The sequence below is a fragment of the Bacillus sp. LBG-1-113 genome, assembly GCF_020708615.1.
GTDB classification, from domain to species: Bacteria; Bacillota; Bacilli; order Bacillales; family Bacillaceae; genus Bacillus; species Bacillus mojavensis.
Genome location: NZ_JAJFDG010000011.1, coordinates 24,606 through 40,156, shown reverse-complemented (window position 1 = coordinate 40,156; position 15,551 = coordinate 24,606). Strand labels below are relative to the sequence as shown.

Sequence of the window (15,551 nt, the reverse complement as noted above, 5' to 3'; positions counted from 1 at the left end):
GTCTTTAGTACAAATAACTCTATTATGGTATATTTAAATAAGACTAAATATTCGAAACGAGGAATGATATGAATAAGAACAAAAAACAAAAGCATATTAAAATAAAAAGGATACTGCAAGTCATAATGGTTATTATTGGAGGAATTATAGCGGCATATGGACTGGAAACCGTATTGATTCCAAACAGTGTGTCTGATGGAGGGGTGACAGGCCTTAGTATCGTTGGTTCACAGCTATTTGATTTGCCATTAGGAGTCCTTATTGCAGCTTTAAATATCCCGTTTGTCTGGTTAGGATATAAGCAAATCGGGAAAGACTTTGCATTATTATCCATTATCGGAATCGTATCACTTGCCGCTGGTACAATGTTTTTTCACCACACTCCAGCTATCATAGAGGGGGATACCTTGTTAATAACCGTTGTTGGCGGAATTATCCTTGGATTGGGAATGGGGTTGGCCTTACGTAATGGCGGCGCATTGGATGGAATTGATATGCTCGCTGTGCTGCTATCTCGAAAATTGCCATTTGGAACGAGCGATCTCATTTTATTCTTAAACCTTTTTGTGTTTATTTTTGTATCGATTGTATTTGGCTTACAAGGGGCATTACTGTCAGTTATTGCTTACTACATTGCGTCTAAAGTCATACATATTGTTGAGGAAGGCTTAAGTGGTTCTAAAACCTTTCAAATTATTTCAACTCAGCCTGAATTAATGGTAGAGACAATACGTGATCAGTTAGGTCGGAGTGCTACCTATAAAGAAGCTTATGGCGGTTTTTCCCACGAGAAATTTAAAGAAATTACTTGTGTCATCAACCGCCTGGAAGAAACAAAACTAAAGGAAATTATTAATGAAATTGATAAAAATGCCTTTGTTACCGTATATGACGTAGCTGAAGTGAAGGGCAGTAATTTTAGAAGGCATACGAGTCATTAGAGAAAAACACAACGTCTAACCCAAAAGCGAGATACCGCTTTTAAAGTAAGTCTCAGAAATTTTATATTAAATTGATTTTGTCATTCGCTCAGAAAACTGTACTGGAATTACATTGCCTCCTGTCTCGTATAATGAGAATAGGAGGCTTTTTTGTATCAGGTTATGCTTAAATGGGGGGATTTATCTGAATATTGAGCTGCAAGAAATAGATATGTTACAAGCGGATTCGGGTCCTTATGGGATAGCGGTTTCTCGTGAAGGAAATGTATGGTTTACTCAACATAAAGCAAATAAAATCAGTTGTCTTCATCAAGATGGAACAATCAAAGAATTTATTGTTCCAACTCCTGATGCACGAGTGCTGTGTTTGACCATATCTTCAATAGGTGATATTTGGTTTACTGAAAACGGGACTGATAAAATTGGAAGGCTTTCAGCAACGGGTGTATTTACAGAGTACCCATTACCCCATGCACATTCAGCGCCTTATGGAATTACTGAAGATCTTCACGGTGATATTTGGTTTACTGAAATGAATGGAAATTGCATAGGGAGATTGACAGCAGAAGGCGTGATTCATGAATACGAACTGCCGAATAAAGAATCATATCCTTCTTTTATTACGTTGGGGCCCGATGACTCACTTTGGTTCACTGAAAATCAAAACAATGCGATCGGCAAGATAACCCGAACAGGAGAAATAACGGAATACCCCATCCCAACACCGGGAGCAGCGCCAGTAGGTCTTGCAAACGGAAATGATGGTGCCCTTTGGTTTACAGAAATAATGGGAAATAAAATAGGAAGAATCACGATGTCCGGCGAAATAACGGAATATGATATTCCTACACCAAATGCCCGGCCTCATGCTATTGCTGCGGGAGTCGAATCGGATTTATGGTTTACTGAATGGGGAGCAAATAAAATAGGAAGGTTCACGAAAGAGAGAACCTTTGAAGAATATACAATCCAAACCCCTAATGGCGAACCTCACGGAATTGGCTGTGACAAAGAAGGCTGCGTATGGTTCGCATTAGAGTGTAATAAAATCGGTATGTTACGCTTTCTGAAATAAACATTGAGGTTTAGTCTAAGAACAATGCATGATTTAAAAAGCCATACCTAGAACATTGTATGCTTTTTCATCTCCCTGAAATAATGGTACATTAACTGAAACTGAGGTTTCATCAACGTAGATTTTCAAAAAATTAAGTACTTATAGTTCTTTTACCATGACCTTCTCGCCGTTATAATCGAGCTCGCCATTAAATGTAAAACCGAATTTTTGATACAGGCGCAAAGCATGAATGTTGTTCTCAAAAATGCTTAAATAAATTCTGTTACATGTATATTGCTCAGCAAGGTGATGAATAAGAGCTTCAAGCATCATGCTTCCTAATCCTTGACCTTGAAAACGCTCGTCAATGAAAAATCGGTCAAGCCACACTCTTCCGTTTTTATTTTCTTCATTAATTTCAGGAAACCATCCATACATAGCAAAACCGACTAACTCTCCTTCGTAATAAAGTCCAGCAGGTTTATAATACTGACATTTTGTTGCATCCTCTAGACATTGCTTCGTTGATTCTATATATGATATTTGGCTCTTGTGAACATGAAGAGACAGAATAGATTCACGATTCTCTTCAGTTACCGCCTTTATCTCAATATTCATAGTCATTATCCTTTTATCTCTTTATCTGAAAAGGACAGAAGCTTTTCAGATCAATTGTTACGCTTTCATCCACATCATGTAGTCTTATAAAAAACAATGAGTTCTGTAGTTAATCCCTAACTTTACAATTTGAACAAAACCTTCATTAAATCCTTTTTAAAGCCTTTAACTGATAGCTCATCTAACATCACTTCTTTTCATGGGTTTGTCGCGGCAGCTGAGGAGCTGCTCTTTTTTTGTAAACCTGTATGGGAGTCTTGCGGTACACTAGGTGCTCTTTCATAAATTAGTTTTACCTATTGAAATTCATCTCAATTGAAGCTTGTCCTGAACACTTTTTTATGGTGAGCATCTTCTTTTTATTGATGAACAGGTGAATTTTCTGAGCAAAAATCCAATTTTTCCGGAAGTTTCGGTAAAAAACGAAACTTTTAGCGCGTGTATTTTACTTTATAATGTAAGCGGTTTCTCCTATAGTATACTTATACTATCGTACATCATTTGAGTGAAACACAGGAAGGATAGAAAAACAGATGAGATACATGAATACTAGACAAAAAGACATTTTGTATCTGTTGTTATCTGAACCTGATGACTATTTAGTCGTGCAAGATTTCGCCGACAGGGTAAAGTGTTCTGAAAAAACGATCAGGAATGATCTGAAAACAATCGAAGGTTATCTGCATGAACATTCCCCTGCTCAGCTCATTCGCAAACCAGGATTAGGTGTCTATTTAAATATAGAAGAACATGAAAGGGCCCGGTTAACTCAACAATTAGGTACTGAACATTTTGGCTCAAAGCACCAGTCCGATGAAGAAAGAATTCTGCAAATCGCTTATCAATTATTAATGAACCCAAAACATGTGTCAGCAAAAGAAATTGCCGCTCAGCATTTTTTGAATAAGTCTTCCATTAAAAGGGATTTACATGAAATTGAAGGGTGGCTAAAGCGATTTGATCTCAAATTGGTGTCAAAGCAGCGGCTCGGTTTAAAGATCGAGGGAAATGAAAGAAATAAAAGAAAAGCCTTAGCCAGAATCTCTGATTTGATTGATAATCCAGAGTTTACAAGTCAATTTATCAAAAGCAAGTTCTTAAGTCATGAAGTGAAATTTGTGGCGAATGAATTCAAAACATTGCAAAAGCACCATTCTATCTATTTCACAGATGAAACCTTCGAGAATCTATTATTGCATACATTGCTGATGATACGCCGAATCAAAATGAAGCAGCCCATCTCGATTTCGCCAACAGAAATGGCAGCAGTAGAAAAGAAGAAAGAATATCAGTGGGCAATGACATGTTTAAAACGGCTGGAAGCGGTTTTTGCCATCCGCTTCCCTAAAGAAGAAGCCGTGTATGTAACGTTGCATATACTCGGCGGAAAAGTTCGTTTTCGAGCTCAGGGAGAAGAGAAAAAGATTCTGGAAAATCCCTTGCTTCCCATGGTTGTGCGGCATTTAATCGATCGTGTATCAGAGCTGAAAATGCTTGATTTTCATCGTGATCAGGATTTGATCAACGGATTGAACATCCATCTCAATACAGTGCTAAACCGGCTGAATTACGATCTTTCTGTATCAAATCCAATGCTAAATGACATAAAAAAAATGTACCCTTATCTGTTTCATATGATCATTGACGTTCTGGAAGATATCAATCAAACGTTTGCTCTTTCTATTCCTGAGGAAGAGGCCGCTTATCTGACATTGCATTTTCAAGCTGCGGTCGAACGTTTGCACCACAGCAGCGAGAAGCGTAAAAAGGCAATCATCGTCTGCCACATGGGCATTGGAATGTCACAATTGCTGCGAACAAAAATTGAACGGAAATTTCATCAAATCGCGGTGAAGGCCTGTATTGCAAAAGCTGATTTAGCAGATTACACAACAAAGCATGGGGACGTAGATCTTGTCATTTCCACGATAGCGTTGGAACATGTGCCGATTCCTCATATTGTTGTATCACCGCTGTTGGAGCCTTCTGATGAGAAGAAACTAAGTGCATTTATGGATCAGGTTGACGTATCGCAACGCCAAACACAAAAAACGTTTAAGATGCTGAACAATACGACTCCTTTCTTAGTTTTTTTGCAGCAAGAGTCAGTTCATCGCTACAAGCTGATTGAACAAATGGCAATGGTTTTATACGAGAAAGGCTATGTGGAAAAGGAGTATGCCATTCATGCTGTGATGAGAGAAAAAATGTCGGCGACAAACATTGGAGCTGGCATTGCGATTCCTCATGCAAACTCTAAATTCATTAAACAATCAGCGATTGCGATTGCCACATTAAAAGAGCCGCTTGATTGGGGGGCCGAAAAAGTGTCACTCGTCTTTATGCTGGCTGTCAAACACGAGGATCAAAACATGACAAAGCAATTGTTCCATGAACTGTCATATCTAAGTGAGCAGCCGGCATTCATTCATAAGCTGACGAAAGAAACAAATGTTATGAGATTTTTATCTTATTTGGATTATTAAAAGCGGGGCTTTGATGTCCTGCTTTTTTTTGTATATGGAAAAATGCCAGTTTTTCCGGAATTAACGGTAAAAAACAGCGCTTTTACAAGCGTGATTTTGATATACAGTTGTTACAGGCCTTATGATTCATACTTTAAAGGAGGACTCGTATGAAACTGTTAGCGATTACATCATGTCCGAATGGAATTGCCCATACATATATGGCGGCTGAAAATCTGCAAAAAGCTGCCGACAGATTAGGCGTCCAAATGAAAGTCGAGACCCAAGGCGGAATCGGGGTAGAAAATGAGCTGACCGGAGAGGAGATTCGTGAAGCAGACGCGATCATTATCGCTGCAGACCGCTCGGTAAACAAAGACCGGTTTATAGGAAAAAAGCTGTTGTCTGTCGGGGTTCAGGATGGTATCCGCAAACCGGAAGAATTAATTCAAGAAGCACTTAGCAGCGATGTGCCGGTCTACCGTTCAGCTTCAAAATCGGAAGCCGGCAATCAACAGGAGAAAAAACAAAATCCGATTTACCGTCATTTAATGAACGGTGTTTCTTTTATGGTTCCATTCATCGTCGTCGGAGGATTATTGATAGCGGTTGCATTGACGCTTGGAGGTGAGAAAACACCGAAAGGCTTAGTCATTCCGGATGAATCTTTTTGGAAAACGATTGAACAGATCGGAAGTGCCTCATTCTCATTTATGATCCCGATTTTGGCCGGATATATCGCGTACAGCATCGCTGATAAGCCCGGGCTTGTACCAGGCATGATCGGCGGATACATTGCAGCGACGGGAAGCTTTTACGGGAGTGCAAGCGGCGCCGGTTTTCTCGGCGGCATCATCGCCGGGTTTTTGGCGGGGTATGCTGCCCTTTGGATCAAAAAAATGAAGGTTCCAAAGGCGATTCAGCCGATTATGCCGATTATTATTATTCCAGTGTTCGCTTCACTAATTGTAGGTTTGGCGTTTGTGTTTTTGATCGGTGCACCTGTAGCCCAAATTTTCGAATCTTTAACGGTATGGCTGGCGGGTATGAAAGGTTCGAGCTCCATCCTGCTGGCATTGATTTTAGGCGCAATGATTTCATTTGATATGGGAGGTCCCGTAAACAAAGTGGCATTCCTGTTTGGATCGGCCATGATCGGAGAAGGAAACTATGAAATTATGGGACCGATTGCCGTCGCCATTTGTATACCGCCGATCGGCCTTGGGATTGCAACGTTTTTTGGAAAAAGAAAATTTCAGGAGTCGGAAAGAGAAATGGGAAAAGCATCATTTACCATGGGGCTTTTCGGCATCACTGAAGGAGCCATTCCATTCGCGGCACAGGATCCGCTTCGCGTCATTCCGGGGATTATGGCAGGTTCTATGACTGGTTCTGTGATCGCTATGATCGGCAATGTCGGAGACAGAGTAGCACACGGCGGGCCCATAGTTGCAGTACTAGGCGCCGTTGATCATGTATTGATGTTTTTTATTGCAGTGATTGCCGGATCTCTTACCACCGCTCTTTTAGTTAATGTACTAAAAAAAGATATTCCGGTTTCTTCACCCGCCGGGCTGAGTGAAGCTGCAGCAGCGAATGACGTTCCGCAACAGCACAATGAAGCGGAAAGCAGACAGATGGAGAAGACGGATATTCACAAGCTGACAGACATTATGAGTTTAGATCTAATTGAACCAACTTTATCAGGCGAAACCAGAGGTGACATTATTGATGAAATGATTCAAAAATTGTCCCGAACAGGTATGCTGCATTCAGAGAGCGGTTTTAAACAAGCGATCATGAATCGCGAACAAGAGGGGACAACGGCGATTGGCATGAATATCGCGATTCCGCACGGGAAGTCTGATGCGGTCAAGAAGCCCAGTGTGGCATTCGGAATCAAACAATCAGGCATTGACTGGAACAGTCTTGATGGATCAGAAGCAAAGTTAATCTTTATGATCGCTGTACCGAAAGATAGCGGAGGGAACCAGCATCTGAAACTGCTGCAAATGCTATCTCGAAAACTGATGGATGACAGCTATAGGGAAAGGCTGCTCTCTGTGCAGACAAAAGAAGAAGCATACAAACTCCTGGATGAAATCATATAAAGGGGAGGATTTCATGATGGCTGAACCGCTATTTTTCAAGCCAGTTTTCAAAGAAAAGATTTGGGGCGGCACCGCTTTAACAGCTTTCGGCTATGACATTCCGTCAGAACGGACGGCAGAATGCTGGGCTTTTGCAGCACATCAAAATGGACAAAGCATTGTTCAAAACGGGATATACAAGGGGCTTACGCTCAGCGAATTATGGGACCATCATCGGCATTTATTCGGACATCTGAAGGGGGACCGCTTCCCTCTTCTCACAAAAATACTGGATGCCAATCAAGACTTATCCGTTCAGGTGCATCCGAAAGGTGAGTATGCAAAAATGCGTGAAAAAGGGGAGCTCGGAAAAACGGAATGCTGGTATATCATAGACTGCCAAGAAGATGCAGAAATCGTTTATGGCCACAACGCAAAAACAAAGGAAGAACTGATCTCGATGATAGAAGTTGGAAAATGGGACGAGTTCCTGCGCCGCGTAAAGGTAAAACCGGGGGATTTCTTCTATGTGCCAAGCGGCACCGTTCATGCGATTGGGAAAGGCATTCTCATTTTAGAGACGCAGCAGAATTCCGATACTACCTACAGATTATATGATTATGGCCGAAAAGATACAGAAGGCAATTTGCGCGAGCTCCATTTGGAAAAGAGCATAGATGTGATAGACGTACCATTTGCACCGGATCAGCAAACGGTTCAATATGAACAAACAGATGATTTGCACAGAGCCGTATTGATAGAGTGCCCTTATTTTTCAGTGGAAAAGTGGGATTTAACAGGATCAGCAAGTTTAAAACAGCAAAAATCATTCCATCTTGTCAGTGTCATCGAAGGAGAAGGCAGGATAATCTCCGGAGACCGTACATATGACTTTAAAAAAGGAGATCATATGTTGCTGCCTTACGGGTTTGGGGAATTCAAACTCACAGGGGATGCGGAGTGTATCGTATCTCATCTGTAAAATAAAACTTTATACCAGTTTCATTTTTGATATAAAGAACGAACCAAAGTGATCTCATTTTGAGCTAAATGAATAGTTAAATATAAAAAGATACCACTGGTATCTTTTTTCACGCTTCAATCTTATTTGAGCAAAGAGAAGACGAAATGTGTTTCTGAATGATTTGTTTGTAAAAAAACAAGCTATCCTATTATAAACGCAGGTTTTTTATTTCATGTGCAAAATCATCTTTGAGCTGTCACGTTCGCTATTTCAAATGTTTCTTTCCCGAAACCCAACATTTGATCTGATAAGTTTTATAGGTAAGAATGGAAAGGATGATCTACATGAAATATGATAAAGTATTTTTAATGCGTTAGTTGTTGAAGGAATATTTTGATAAGAGGTGTATTTATGAAGTTTGATGAATTTGCGATTGGACAAGTATTTCATACAAAGTCTTTTAGGGTAACAAAAGAAAATGTAATGAGGTTTGCGGAAGAATTTGACCCTCAATATATGCATGTAGATGAGGAAAAAGCGAATCAAGGCAGATTTAATGGAATCATCGCTTCTGGAATACAAACGTTAGCCATTTCTTTTAAGCTGTGGATTGAAGAGGGTTACTATGGCGACGATATTATCGCTGGAACAGAGATGAATCATATTAAATTCATAAAACCCGTGTATCCAGACGATGAATTGCATTCAGTTGTTGAGGTGGTAGATAAGAAACCAAAGAAAAGTGGAACGGGAATACTTACTGTATTGATATTTACTTATAATCATAAAGAAGAGAAAGTATTTGAAGGTGAGTTATCAGTATTGATTAAGCAGTGACTAATGTAACATTAAAGGCTTCTCATCATCAACTACCTATTGATATGGATATCAATGTTAAAGGCTCATCTTAGAAAGAAACATACCAAATCATATTGGTATGTTTTTTTATTCATGCACTTTTTTATGGAACCTGTCATTCCTGCAATGCCAGGAAGCACAGTACCGATACCTTGCATCAAGGCGGTAAAGCAAAGAGAATGGGCGGTTTGACAGAAAAGAAAATTAGAACTTTCTAATCTCCTTTACCATCTCCTTTTTGCTTCCTTTTATGTAGGTGAAACACACCCCGCCGACAGTAACTATTCCGCCTAGCAGTGAAATAAATGCAGGCATTTCGCCTATCCACACCCAGGAAATCACCAGTGTCAAAGCAGGTGTTACATAAAGTGAAGTCGTTGCTTCAGAAGGACCGACGATTGAAGTTACGTATGCAAGCGCAAAGTATGGGATAACCGTCGGGAATAAACCTAAGTAAACGATAGACAATGTGGAATTCATTGAGGCGAGTATAAACTCTCCCCATAAACCTGGAAGAAAAACAAGCATTGGTATGACTGCACCCCAAATTGTGAACGTTACAAATGGAATAAATCCATACTTTTTTATATAGCGGGCTTGAAAAACGAAATAAATACTCTCTGCAAAAGCTGCCAGCAGGATGAACAAAATCCCTTTCATAGAATGCGTATGATCTCCTGTGCCAAATGAAATAAATGACACACCTAATAAACTAATGATAGAGCCAATCCATTTAGAAAAACCAAAATGTTCACCAAAAAACAGTCGAGACAACACCGCAGAAAAGATCGGTGCTGTGGTTACGAGTAAGCTTGCAATCCCGGCACTAACTGTTTTTTCGCCGATATTAAGCAAAAGGTGATATAGTGCAAAACCTAAAAATCCTAATAATAAGATGACAGGGACATCTTTCATGTCAGGTAAGCGCATTTTAGTCAGCGCAGCAAAAAGTAACAACGCCATAGATCCGATTAACAAACGTAATAAAGCAAGGTGTTCTGGTGTGTAGTATTCCAAACCTACACGAATTCCAGGAAAAGCTGATGCCCACAAACCGATCATAAGACTGTAAGATATAATCAGTTGAACAGTTTTCTTTTTCATGATCTTCACTCCTTCTCTACAAAAACCAACCAGTGATTTAGTGTGTTATATACTAATAGAGATTTGATAAAATGACTTCAACCAGTTACGCAATTTATGACCCAACCACTTAGTAGAAGGAGACTGCTTTTGATGAGCTTTACAGAAGAAAAAACGAATAGAAAGCTTCCCAAGTACTTACAAATCATTGACTATATAAAAGAGAAAATAGGAAATGGAGAGTGGCCGATTGGAAGTAAGATTCCTAGTCAGCGAACGCTTGCAAAAGAATTTCAGGTAAATCGAAGCACGGTTATCACAGCGTTAGAGGAATTGATGGCAGATGGATTGATTGAAGGCAGAATGGGTAAAGGGACAGTTGTCATCAACAATACTTGGACACTGTTGGCTAAGAATTCTGCACCTAATTGGGAGAAATATGTAACTTCTGGAATCCAGCAGCCAAGCCGAAGAATTGTTCAAGAAATCAATAAATCAGAATCAAATTCTGATCTTATACAGCTCAGCAAAGGAGAACTTTCAAATGAGATTTTTCCTTTGTCTGCTATGAAAGAGATTATGGGCAAGGTATCTCAAAATATAGAGGCGTTCGGATATGAGGAACCAAAAGGATACTTACCCTTAAGAGAGGCATTGAGTGTTTATTTAAAAACAATCGGGATTCAGGCTTCTCCTTCATCCATTCTTATTGTTTCAGGAGCACTGCAAGCCTTACAGCTTATATCAATGGGGCTTTTGCAAAGAGGATCAACTGTTTTTCTTGATCAGCCATCTTATCTTTATTCATTACATGTATTTCAATCAGCCGGAATGAATCTGACCGGACTTCCTATGGATAAAGAGGGGCTTTTGCCAAACCATATTCATATGACAAAGGGAGAACGGGGGAGAGCCATATTATATACAAACCCTTGTTTTCATAATCCGACTGGTATCTTAATGTCAGAAGAGCGCCGGAAAGAAATCCTTGCAGCAAGCGAGGAAACACAGCTTCCCATTATTGAAGACGACATATATCGTGAGCTGTGGATAGATGAAAACCCGCCATATCCTATTAAAACAATAGATAAAAACGGCCATGTGCTATATGTAGGAAGTTTATCGAAAACGTTAAGCCCCGGCTTAAGGATTGGATGGATAGTCGGACCGGAACCAGTGATTGAACGTTTATCCGACATTAAAATGCAGACAGATTACGGATCCAGTTCGTTATCTCAAAGAGTTGCGGCGGAATGGTTCACATCTGGCCAATATCAGCGGCATTTAGAACGTGTGAGACATCAATTAAAGATAAGAAGGCAATTTGTTACGAGCGCTTTAGAAACCAATATGAAGAATGCAGCTGTTTGGACTATTCCAAAAGGGGGATTCTTTATCTGGTTAAAAATTTTGCCTTCGATATCTATGAAATTACTTTATAAAAAAGCCTTAACAAAAGGGATTCTTCTCAATCTTGGCAGTATCTATGCTCAGGAAAAAGGCAATTATATTCGCTTGTCATACGCTTATGCATCCCTTGAAGATCTCCAAAAGGGAATTTATGAATTAAGTTTGATGATTAAGGAACTTGCAAGTAAATAAATATGCATTCAATGTTGAGAACCTATCTATCAAGCAATGTTGGTATGTTTTTATTTTTATGCGTTCTTAGAAATGTAAGATGAATATGTAGAGGAGTAGGTATCTCCTCATCTTACTGGCTTTTCAAAAAAACAGAAGTGTCCCTTAAAAGAGGGGAATTCTTTTATGGAAAGAATAAAAGAGAGAAAGTGATAGGAGGGTACAGTTTGCAGGAGGTAAAGAAAGAACAATATAGTGATGTCAAAGCATTGATCCATCATAAAGAAACATGTTGCCCGACATTTGTTTATTCAATATTAGAACAAACCATTCCAGGAGTTGTTTATGCAGATGATCAATCATTTCTGATAGGAACCAGTTCAGGAATTTATTATGTTGCAGGGGTTGAAAGGAATCAAAATGTCAACGAATGTATCGTTGAATTACACAAAAAGAGAGCAGAAACCAAAAAAAGATTTACGCTGTATTCTCCCAATCGTTCATGGGACAGCGTAATAAAAACTGTATTGCGTGATGAATTGAACCAAATGATGCGATATGCGCTTTCTCAACAAATTTCTGCCAAAAAGGCTTTTCAGCTTCCAAAGGGATTTACATTAAAAAAGATAAATGAAGATATCATTTCAACCAGCACTGAATTTCATAAAGCTTATTATGAGGAGTATTGGGGTTCAGTCTCGAATTTTTTAAAAAACGGATTTGGATTCGCTGTTTTGTATGACAATCATGTTGTCAGTGAGTGCACTTCCATATTTCTAGGCGGCGATCATGCGGAAATGGATATCTATACAAGCGAAGAATATAGAGGGATGGGGTTCGCTTATATTGCTGGGAGTACGTTTATAAATAATTGTCTCGAAAAAGGCGTCACCCCTAGCTGGGATTGTGATGTCAGCAACAAATCATCTATTCATTTAGCAAAAAAACTTGGATTTGAGATATCGACCAAATACTCCATCTTTTTTAAAAAATCAGGTTGAAAAAACCCTTCTTAGGAAGGGTCTTTTCTTGAGCACCAAGCTGACGGAGAATACCGTATTTATCCACATGAACCCTTTTCTCCATTTTAAAATGAATAGGATTCGCCATCATCCGGTACCAGGTACATGAGATGACATGCCTTTTTCATGAATAAAGTTTTTTAATTCTTCTCTAGATAACGCCCAATGGTTGACAGTCTCCATATCAATGAAATCCCTTTATATAAAAGCTTTATCAAAAGGGATTCTTCTCAATCTCGGCAGTATCTATGCTCAGGAAAAAGGGGATTATGTTCGCTTATCATATGCTTATGCATCGCTTGAAGACCTTCAAAAGGGGATTTATGAATTGGGTTTGATGATTAAAGAATTGGCAAGGAAGTAAGGTGAAAGAAAAAAAGTTGGAGCCGGGCTAAAAGATCACACACCAAACATATAGGTTCTTATGAAACAAGCGGTGATGGCACACCAATTAACATCTGCTTCAGTGGAAAATTCCACTATTTTTTAAAAACTGTTGACATTTGAACATCCATATTTTATCATTATCTCATATTCAAGATATTTTAATTCGAGATAAATAGCCATGACCAAGCGTAAACCTGCTTGTATATAGAATCTCAATCCTTCTAATGTGATTTTTTTTAAAATAATATCTCGAATTCGAGATAAAAGAGGAGTGGCGTAAATGGCTGAATTTTCACAGCTAGTCAAAGAAAGAAGATCTGCAAGCAACTTCCTATCGGATCATCCAATCACGAAAGAAGAACTTAATGAGATGTTTGAATGGGTTGCATTGGCTCCATCGGCTTTTAATTTACAGCATACAAAATATGTGACGGTTCTAGACCCGGGTGTAAAAGAAAAGCTGAAACAGGCCGCAAACGGACAATATAAAGTGTTTAGCTCATCTGCGGTTCTTTTGGTATTAGGAGATAAGCAGGCATATCAGCAAGCAGCTGACATCTATGAAGGATTAAAGGTGTTGGGGGTGCTAAATAAGCAAGAGTATGACCACATGGTTCAAGACACCGTTTCATTTTATGAAAACAAAGGAGAACAATTTAAGAGGGATGAGGCGATAAGGAATGCTTCACTTTCTGCGATGATGTTTATGCTGAGTGCTAAGGAAAAGGGCTGGGACACCTGCCCTATGATCGGCTTTGATGCTGAAGCAGTGAAACGGATTTTGAATATAGATGATCAATTTGAGGTTGTCATGATGATTACAATTGGGAAAGAAAAAACAGAGAGCAGAAGGCCGCGCGGTTACCGGAAACCTGTAAATGAGTTTTGTTGAGTATATCTAAATGAACATGTGAAGGAGCGGGTAAAAATGGCTAAAAAAACGATGGGAATACATCATATTACAGCAATTGTCGGTCACCCTCAAGAGAACGCAGATTTTTACGCAGGAGTCCTGGGGCTTCGATTGGTCAAGCAAACTGTCAATTTTGATGATCCAGGTACGTATCATCTTTATTTTGGAAATGAAGGCGGGAAGCCGGGAACAATCATCACCTTCTTTCCGTGGGCAGGAGCCCGCCAAGGCATCATTGGGGACGGTCAAGTTGGCGTGACTTCTTATGTCGTGCCGAAGGGAGCTATGGCTTTTTGGGAAAAGAGACTTAAAAAGTTCAACGTTCCATACACCAAAATCGAGCGTTTTGGAGAACAATATATAGAATTTGATGATCCGCACGGTCTGCACTTAGAAATCGTGGAAAGAGAAGAAGGAGAAGCCAATACGTGGACGTTTGGAGATATAACACCTGATGTTGCCATTAAAGGCTTTGGCGGTGCAACCCTGTTATCAGCACAGCCTGATAAAACCGCTGAGCTATTAGAAAATATCATGGGACTGGAACAAGTCGGCAAGGAAGGAGACTTCGTTCGTTTTCGTTCTGCCGGTGATATCGGAAATGTGATTGACCTTAAATTAACGCCTATTGGCCGCGGACAAATGGGAGTCGGCACGGTGCATCACATCGCTTGGCGTGCTAGCGATGACGAAGATCAATTAGATTGGCAAAGATATATTGCTTCTCACGGATACGGTGTGACTCCTGTTCAGGATAGAAATTATTTTAATGCGGTTTACTTCAGAGAACATGGGGAAATCCTGTTCGAAATCGCAACTGATCCGCCGGGCTTTGCTCATGATGAATCACCAGAAACAATGGGTGGAAGGTTGATGCTGCCTGTGCAGTATGAACCGCATCGAACACAAATTGAACAAGGGCTGCTGCCGTTTGTAGTGAGAGAGTTAGACGGATTGTAATAACGCATGAAGAGAAATAAAGAGACATATATTCAACAGATGACCGCTGGAAGTTACTGGAGGTAAATAACAAGACGTGCTGCCTTTCAGCACATCATGTTACATCAAAAATAAGGAGAGATAAAAATGGAAGATGCAGGACTATTGCTTATTCGTATTATGATTGGTGTGGTGTTTCTGTTTTATGGATCACAAAAAGTATTCGGCTGGTTTGGCGGATACGGGATTAAAGGAACCGGACAATGGTTCGAGTCAATTGGGGTTAAACCAGGTAACGCCGCGGCCGCTTTATCAGGTCTTGGGGAATTAGTAAGCGGAATTTTATTTATTTTAGGTGTATTCCTCCCGCTTGGAGCTGCTATCATAACGATCATTATGTTAGGTGCCATCGTAAAAGTCCATGGAGCGAAAGGATTTGCGAATGGCGCGGGCGGTTTTGAATATAACGTGGTGCTGATTGCAGTCTCCATCGGGGTTGCACTCATCGGTTCAGGGGCTTACGCTTTGCATTTTTAATATGAAAGTATGTAAGAACAGTTACCGGCAAGCGGTAACTGTTCTTTTGTTTTGCCATTTTCATGCAAACTTGCAGGTACCCTGCAAAGCAAAAAA

Annotated in this window: 13 protein-coding genes and 2 pseudogenes; 12 read left to right on the top strand and 3 right to left on the bottom strand. The window is 39.8% G+C overall.

What is annotated here, in order from left to right:
• The first annotated feature begins 68 nt into the window (after positions 1-68).
• Together LJF29_RS18990 and LJF29_RS18985 are read left to right on the top strand one after the other, a co-directional pair.
• Positions 69-941 carry a YitT family protein gene (locus LJF29_RS18990; RefSeq protein ID WP_229150125.1) on the top strand — a complete coding sequence of 291 codons (873 nt, stop codon included), beginning with the start codon at positions 69-71 and terminating at the stop codon, positions 939-941.
• Between the two features lie 184 nt (positions 942-1,125).
• Positions 1,126-2,016 carry a Virginiamycin B lyase gene (locus LJF29_RS18985; RefSeq protein ID WP_229150154.1) on the top strand — a complete coding sequence of 297 codons (891 nt, stop codon included), beginning with the start codon at positions 1,126-1,128 and terminating at the stop codon, positions 2,014-2,016.
• 141 nt (positions 2,017-2,157) lie between these two features.
• On the opposite strand, the gene LJF29_RS18980 is transcribed toward LJF29_RS18985, so the two are convergent.
• Positions 2,158-2,616: a GNAT family N-acetyltransferase gene (locus LJF29_RS18980; RefSeq protein ID WP_229150124.1), complete on the bottom strand. Its 459-nt coding sequence runs from the start codon at positions 2,614-2,616 to the stop codon at positions 2,158-2,160.
• A 533-nt stretch (positions 2,617-3,149) separates the two neighbouring features.
• On the opposite strand from LJF29_RS18980, the gene LJF29_RS18975 reads away from it, so the two are divergent.
• From LJF29_RS18975 to LJF29_RS18960, 4 genes are all read left to right on the top strand, one after another.
• Positions 3,150-5,102: a BglG family transcription antiterminator gene (locus tag LJF29_RS18975; RefSeq protein ID WP_229150123.1), complete on the top strand. Its 1,953-nt coding sequence runs from the start codon at positions 3,150-3,152 to the stop codon at positions 5,100-5,102.
• A gap of 149 nt (positions 5,103-5,251) precedes the next feature.
• Positions 5,252-7,192: a PTS fructose transporter subunit IIABC gene (locus tag LJF29_RS18970; protein ID WP_229150122.1), complete on the top strand. Its 1,941-nt coding sequence runs from the start codon at positions 5,252-5,254 to the stop codon at positions 7,190-7,192.
• Positions 7,193-7,205: 13 nt separating this feature from the next.
• Positions 7,206-8,153, top strand: coding sequence for a mannose-6-phosphate isomerase, class I (gene manA / locus LJF29_RS18965; RefSeq protein WP_229150121.1), 948 nt, complete (start codon positions 7,206-7,208; stop codon positions 8,151-8,153).
• Positions 8,154-8,546: 393 nt separating this feature from the next.
• Complete coding sequence (locus tag LJF29_RS18960; protein WP_010333159.1) at positions 8,547-8,972, top strand: MaoC family dehydratase; 426 nt, start codon at positions 8,547-8,549, stop codon at positions 8,970-8,972.
• Between the two features lie 225 nt (positions 8,973-9,197).
• Here LJF29_RS18960 and LJF29_RS18955 read toward each other — a convergent pair whose 3' ends face one another.
• Positions 9,198-10,097, bottom strand: coding sequence for a DMT family transporter (locus LJF29_RS18955; protein ID WP_229150120.1), 900 nt, complete (start codon positions 10,095-10,097; stop codon positions 9,198-9,200).
• 132 nt (positions 10,098-10,229) lie between these two features.
• Here LJF29_RS18955 and LJF29_RS18950 point away from each other — a divergent pair, with 132 nt between their 5' ends.
• Complete coding sequence (locus tag LJF29_RS18950; RefSeq protein WP_229150119.1) at positions 10,230-11,678, top strand: PLP-dependent aminotransferase family protein; 1,449 nt, start codon at positions 10,230-10,232, stop codon at positions 11,676-11,678.
• A gap of 206 nt (positions 11,679-11,884) precedes the next feature.
• Positions 11,885-12,658, top strand: a complete 774-nt coding sequence (locus LJF29_RS18945) for a GNAT family N-acetyltransferase (RefSeq protein ID WP_229150118.1) — start codon at positions 11,885-11,887, stop codon at positions 12,656-12,658.
• 86 nt (positions 12,659-12,744) lie between these two features.
• Here LJF29_RS18945 and LJF29_RS18940 read toward each other — a convergent pair.
• Positions 12,745-12,862 (bottom strand): annotated as a pseudogene (locus LJF29_RS18940) (MBL fold metallo-hydrolase); the annotation flags it as partial.
• On the opposite strand from LJF29_RS18940, the pseudogene LJF29_RS18935 reads away from it, so the two are divergent.
• The 4 genes and pseudogenes from LJF29_RS18935 to LJF29_RS18920 all read left to right on the top strand — a co-directional run.
• A pseudogene (locus tag LJF29_RS18935) lies at positions 12,858-13,043 on the top strand (PLP-dependent aminotransferase family protein); the annotation flags it as partial. The pseudogenes LJF29_RS18940 and LJF29_RS18935 overlap by 5 nt on opposite strands.
• Positions 13,044-13,346: 303 nt before the next feature.
• Positions 13,347-13,958, top strand: a complete 612-nt coding sequence (locus tag LJF29_RS18930; RefSeq protein WP_229150117.1) for a nitroreductase family protein — start codon at positions 13,347-13,349, stop codon at positions 13,956-13,958.
• Between the two features lie 36 nt (positions 13,959-13,994).
• The gene (locus tag LJF29_RS18925) at positions 13,995-14,939 is read left to right on the top strand and encodes a ring-cleaving dioxygenase (protein ID WP_229150116.1); all 945 of its coding nucleotides are present in this window, start codon (positions 13,995-13,997) and stop codon (positions 14,937-14,939) included.
• A gap of 126 nt (positions 14,940-15,065) precedes the next feature.
• A complete protein-coding gene (locus LJF29_RS18920) occupies positions 15,066-15,455 on the top strand; it encodes a DoxX family protein (RefSeq protein WP_168747047.1) in 390 nt (129 codons plus the stop codon).
• Positions 15,456-15,551: the final 96 nt, after the last annotated feature.

Bases quoted from the DNA above. Each gene is read 5' to 3' on its own strand.
- LJF29_RS18990 (WP_229150125.1), top strand. From the start codon at position 69: ATGAATAAGAACAAAAAACAAAAGCATATTAAAATAAAAAGGATACTG.
- LJF29_RS18980 (WP_229150124.1), bottom strand. From the start codon at position 2,616: ATGAATATTGAGATAAAGGCGGTAACTGAAGAGAATCGTGAATCTATT.
- LJF29_RS18975 (WP_229150123.1), top strand. From the start codon at position 3,150: ATGAGATACATGAATACTAGACAAAAAGACATTTTGTATCTGTTGTTA.
- LJF29_RS18970 (WP_229150122.1), top strand. From the start codon at position 5,252: ATGAAACTGTTAGCGATTACATCATGTCCGAATGGAATTGCCCATACA.
- manA (WP_229150121.1), top strand. From the start codon at position 7,206: ATGATGGCTGAACCGCTATTTTTCAAGCCAGTTTTCAAAGAAAAGATT.
- LJF29_RS18960 (WP_010333159.1), top strand. From the start codon at position 8,547: ATGAAGTTTGATGAATTTGCGATTGGACAAGTATTTCATACAAAGTCT.
- LJF29_RS18955 (WP_229150120.1), bottom strand. From the start codon at position 10,097: ATGAAAAAGAAAACTGTTCAACTGATTATATCTTACAGTCTTATGATC.
- LJF29_RS18950 (WP_229150119.1), top strand. From the start codon at position 10,230: ATGAGCTTTACAGAAGAAAAAACGAATAGAAAGCTTCCCAAGTACTTA.
- LJF29_RS18930 (WP_229150117.1), top strand. From the start codon at position 13,347: ATGGCTGAATTTTCACAGCTAGTCAAAGAAAGAAGATCTGCAAGCAAC.
- LJF29_RS18925 (WP_229150116.1), top strand. From the start codon at position 13,995: ATGGCTAAAAAAACGATGGGAATACATCATATTACAGCAATTGTCGGT.
- LJF29_RS18920 (WP_168747047.1), top strand. From the start codon at position 15,066: ATGGAAGATGCAGGACTATTGCTTATTCGTATTATGATTGGTGTGGTG.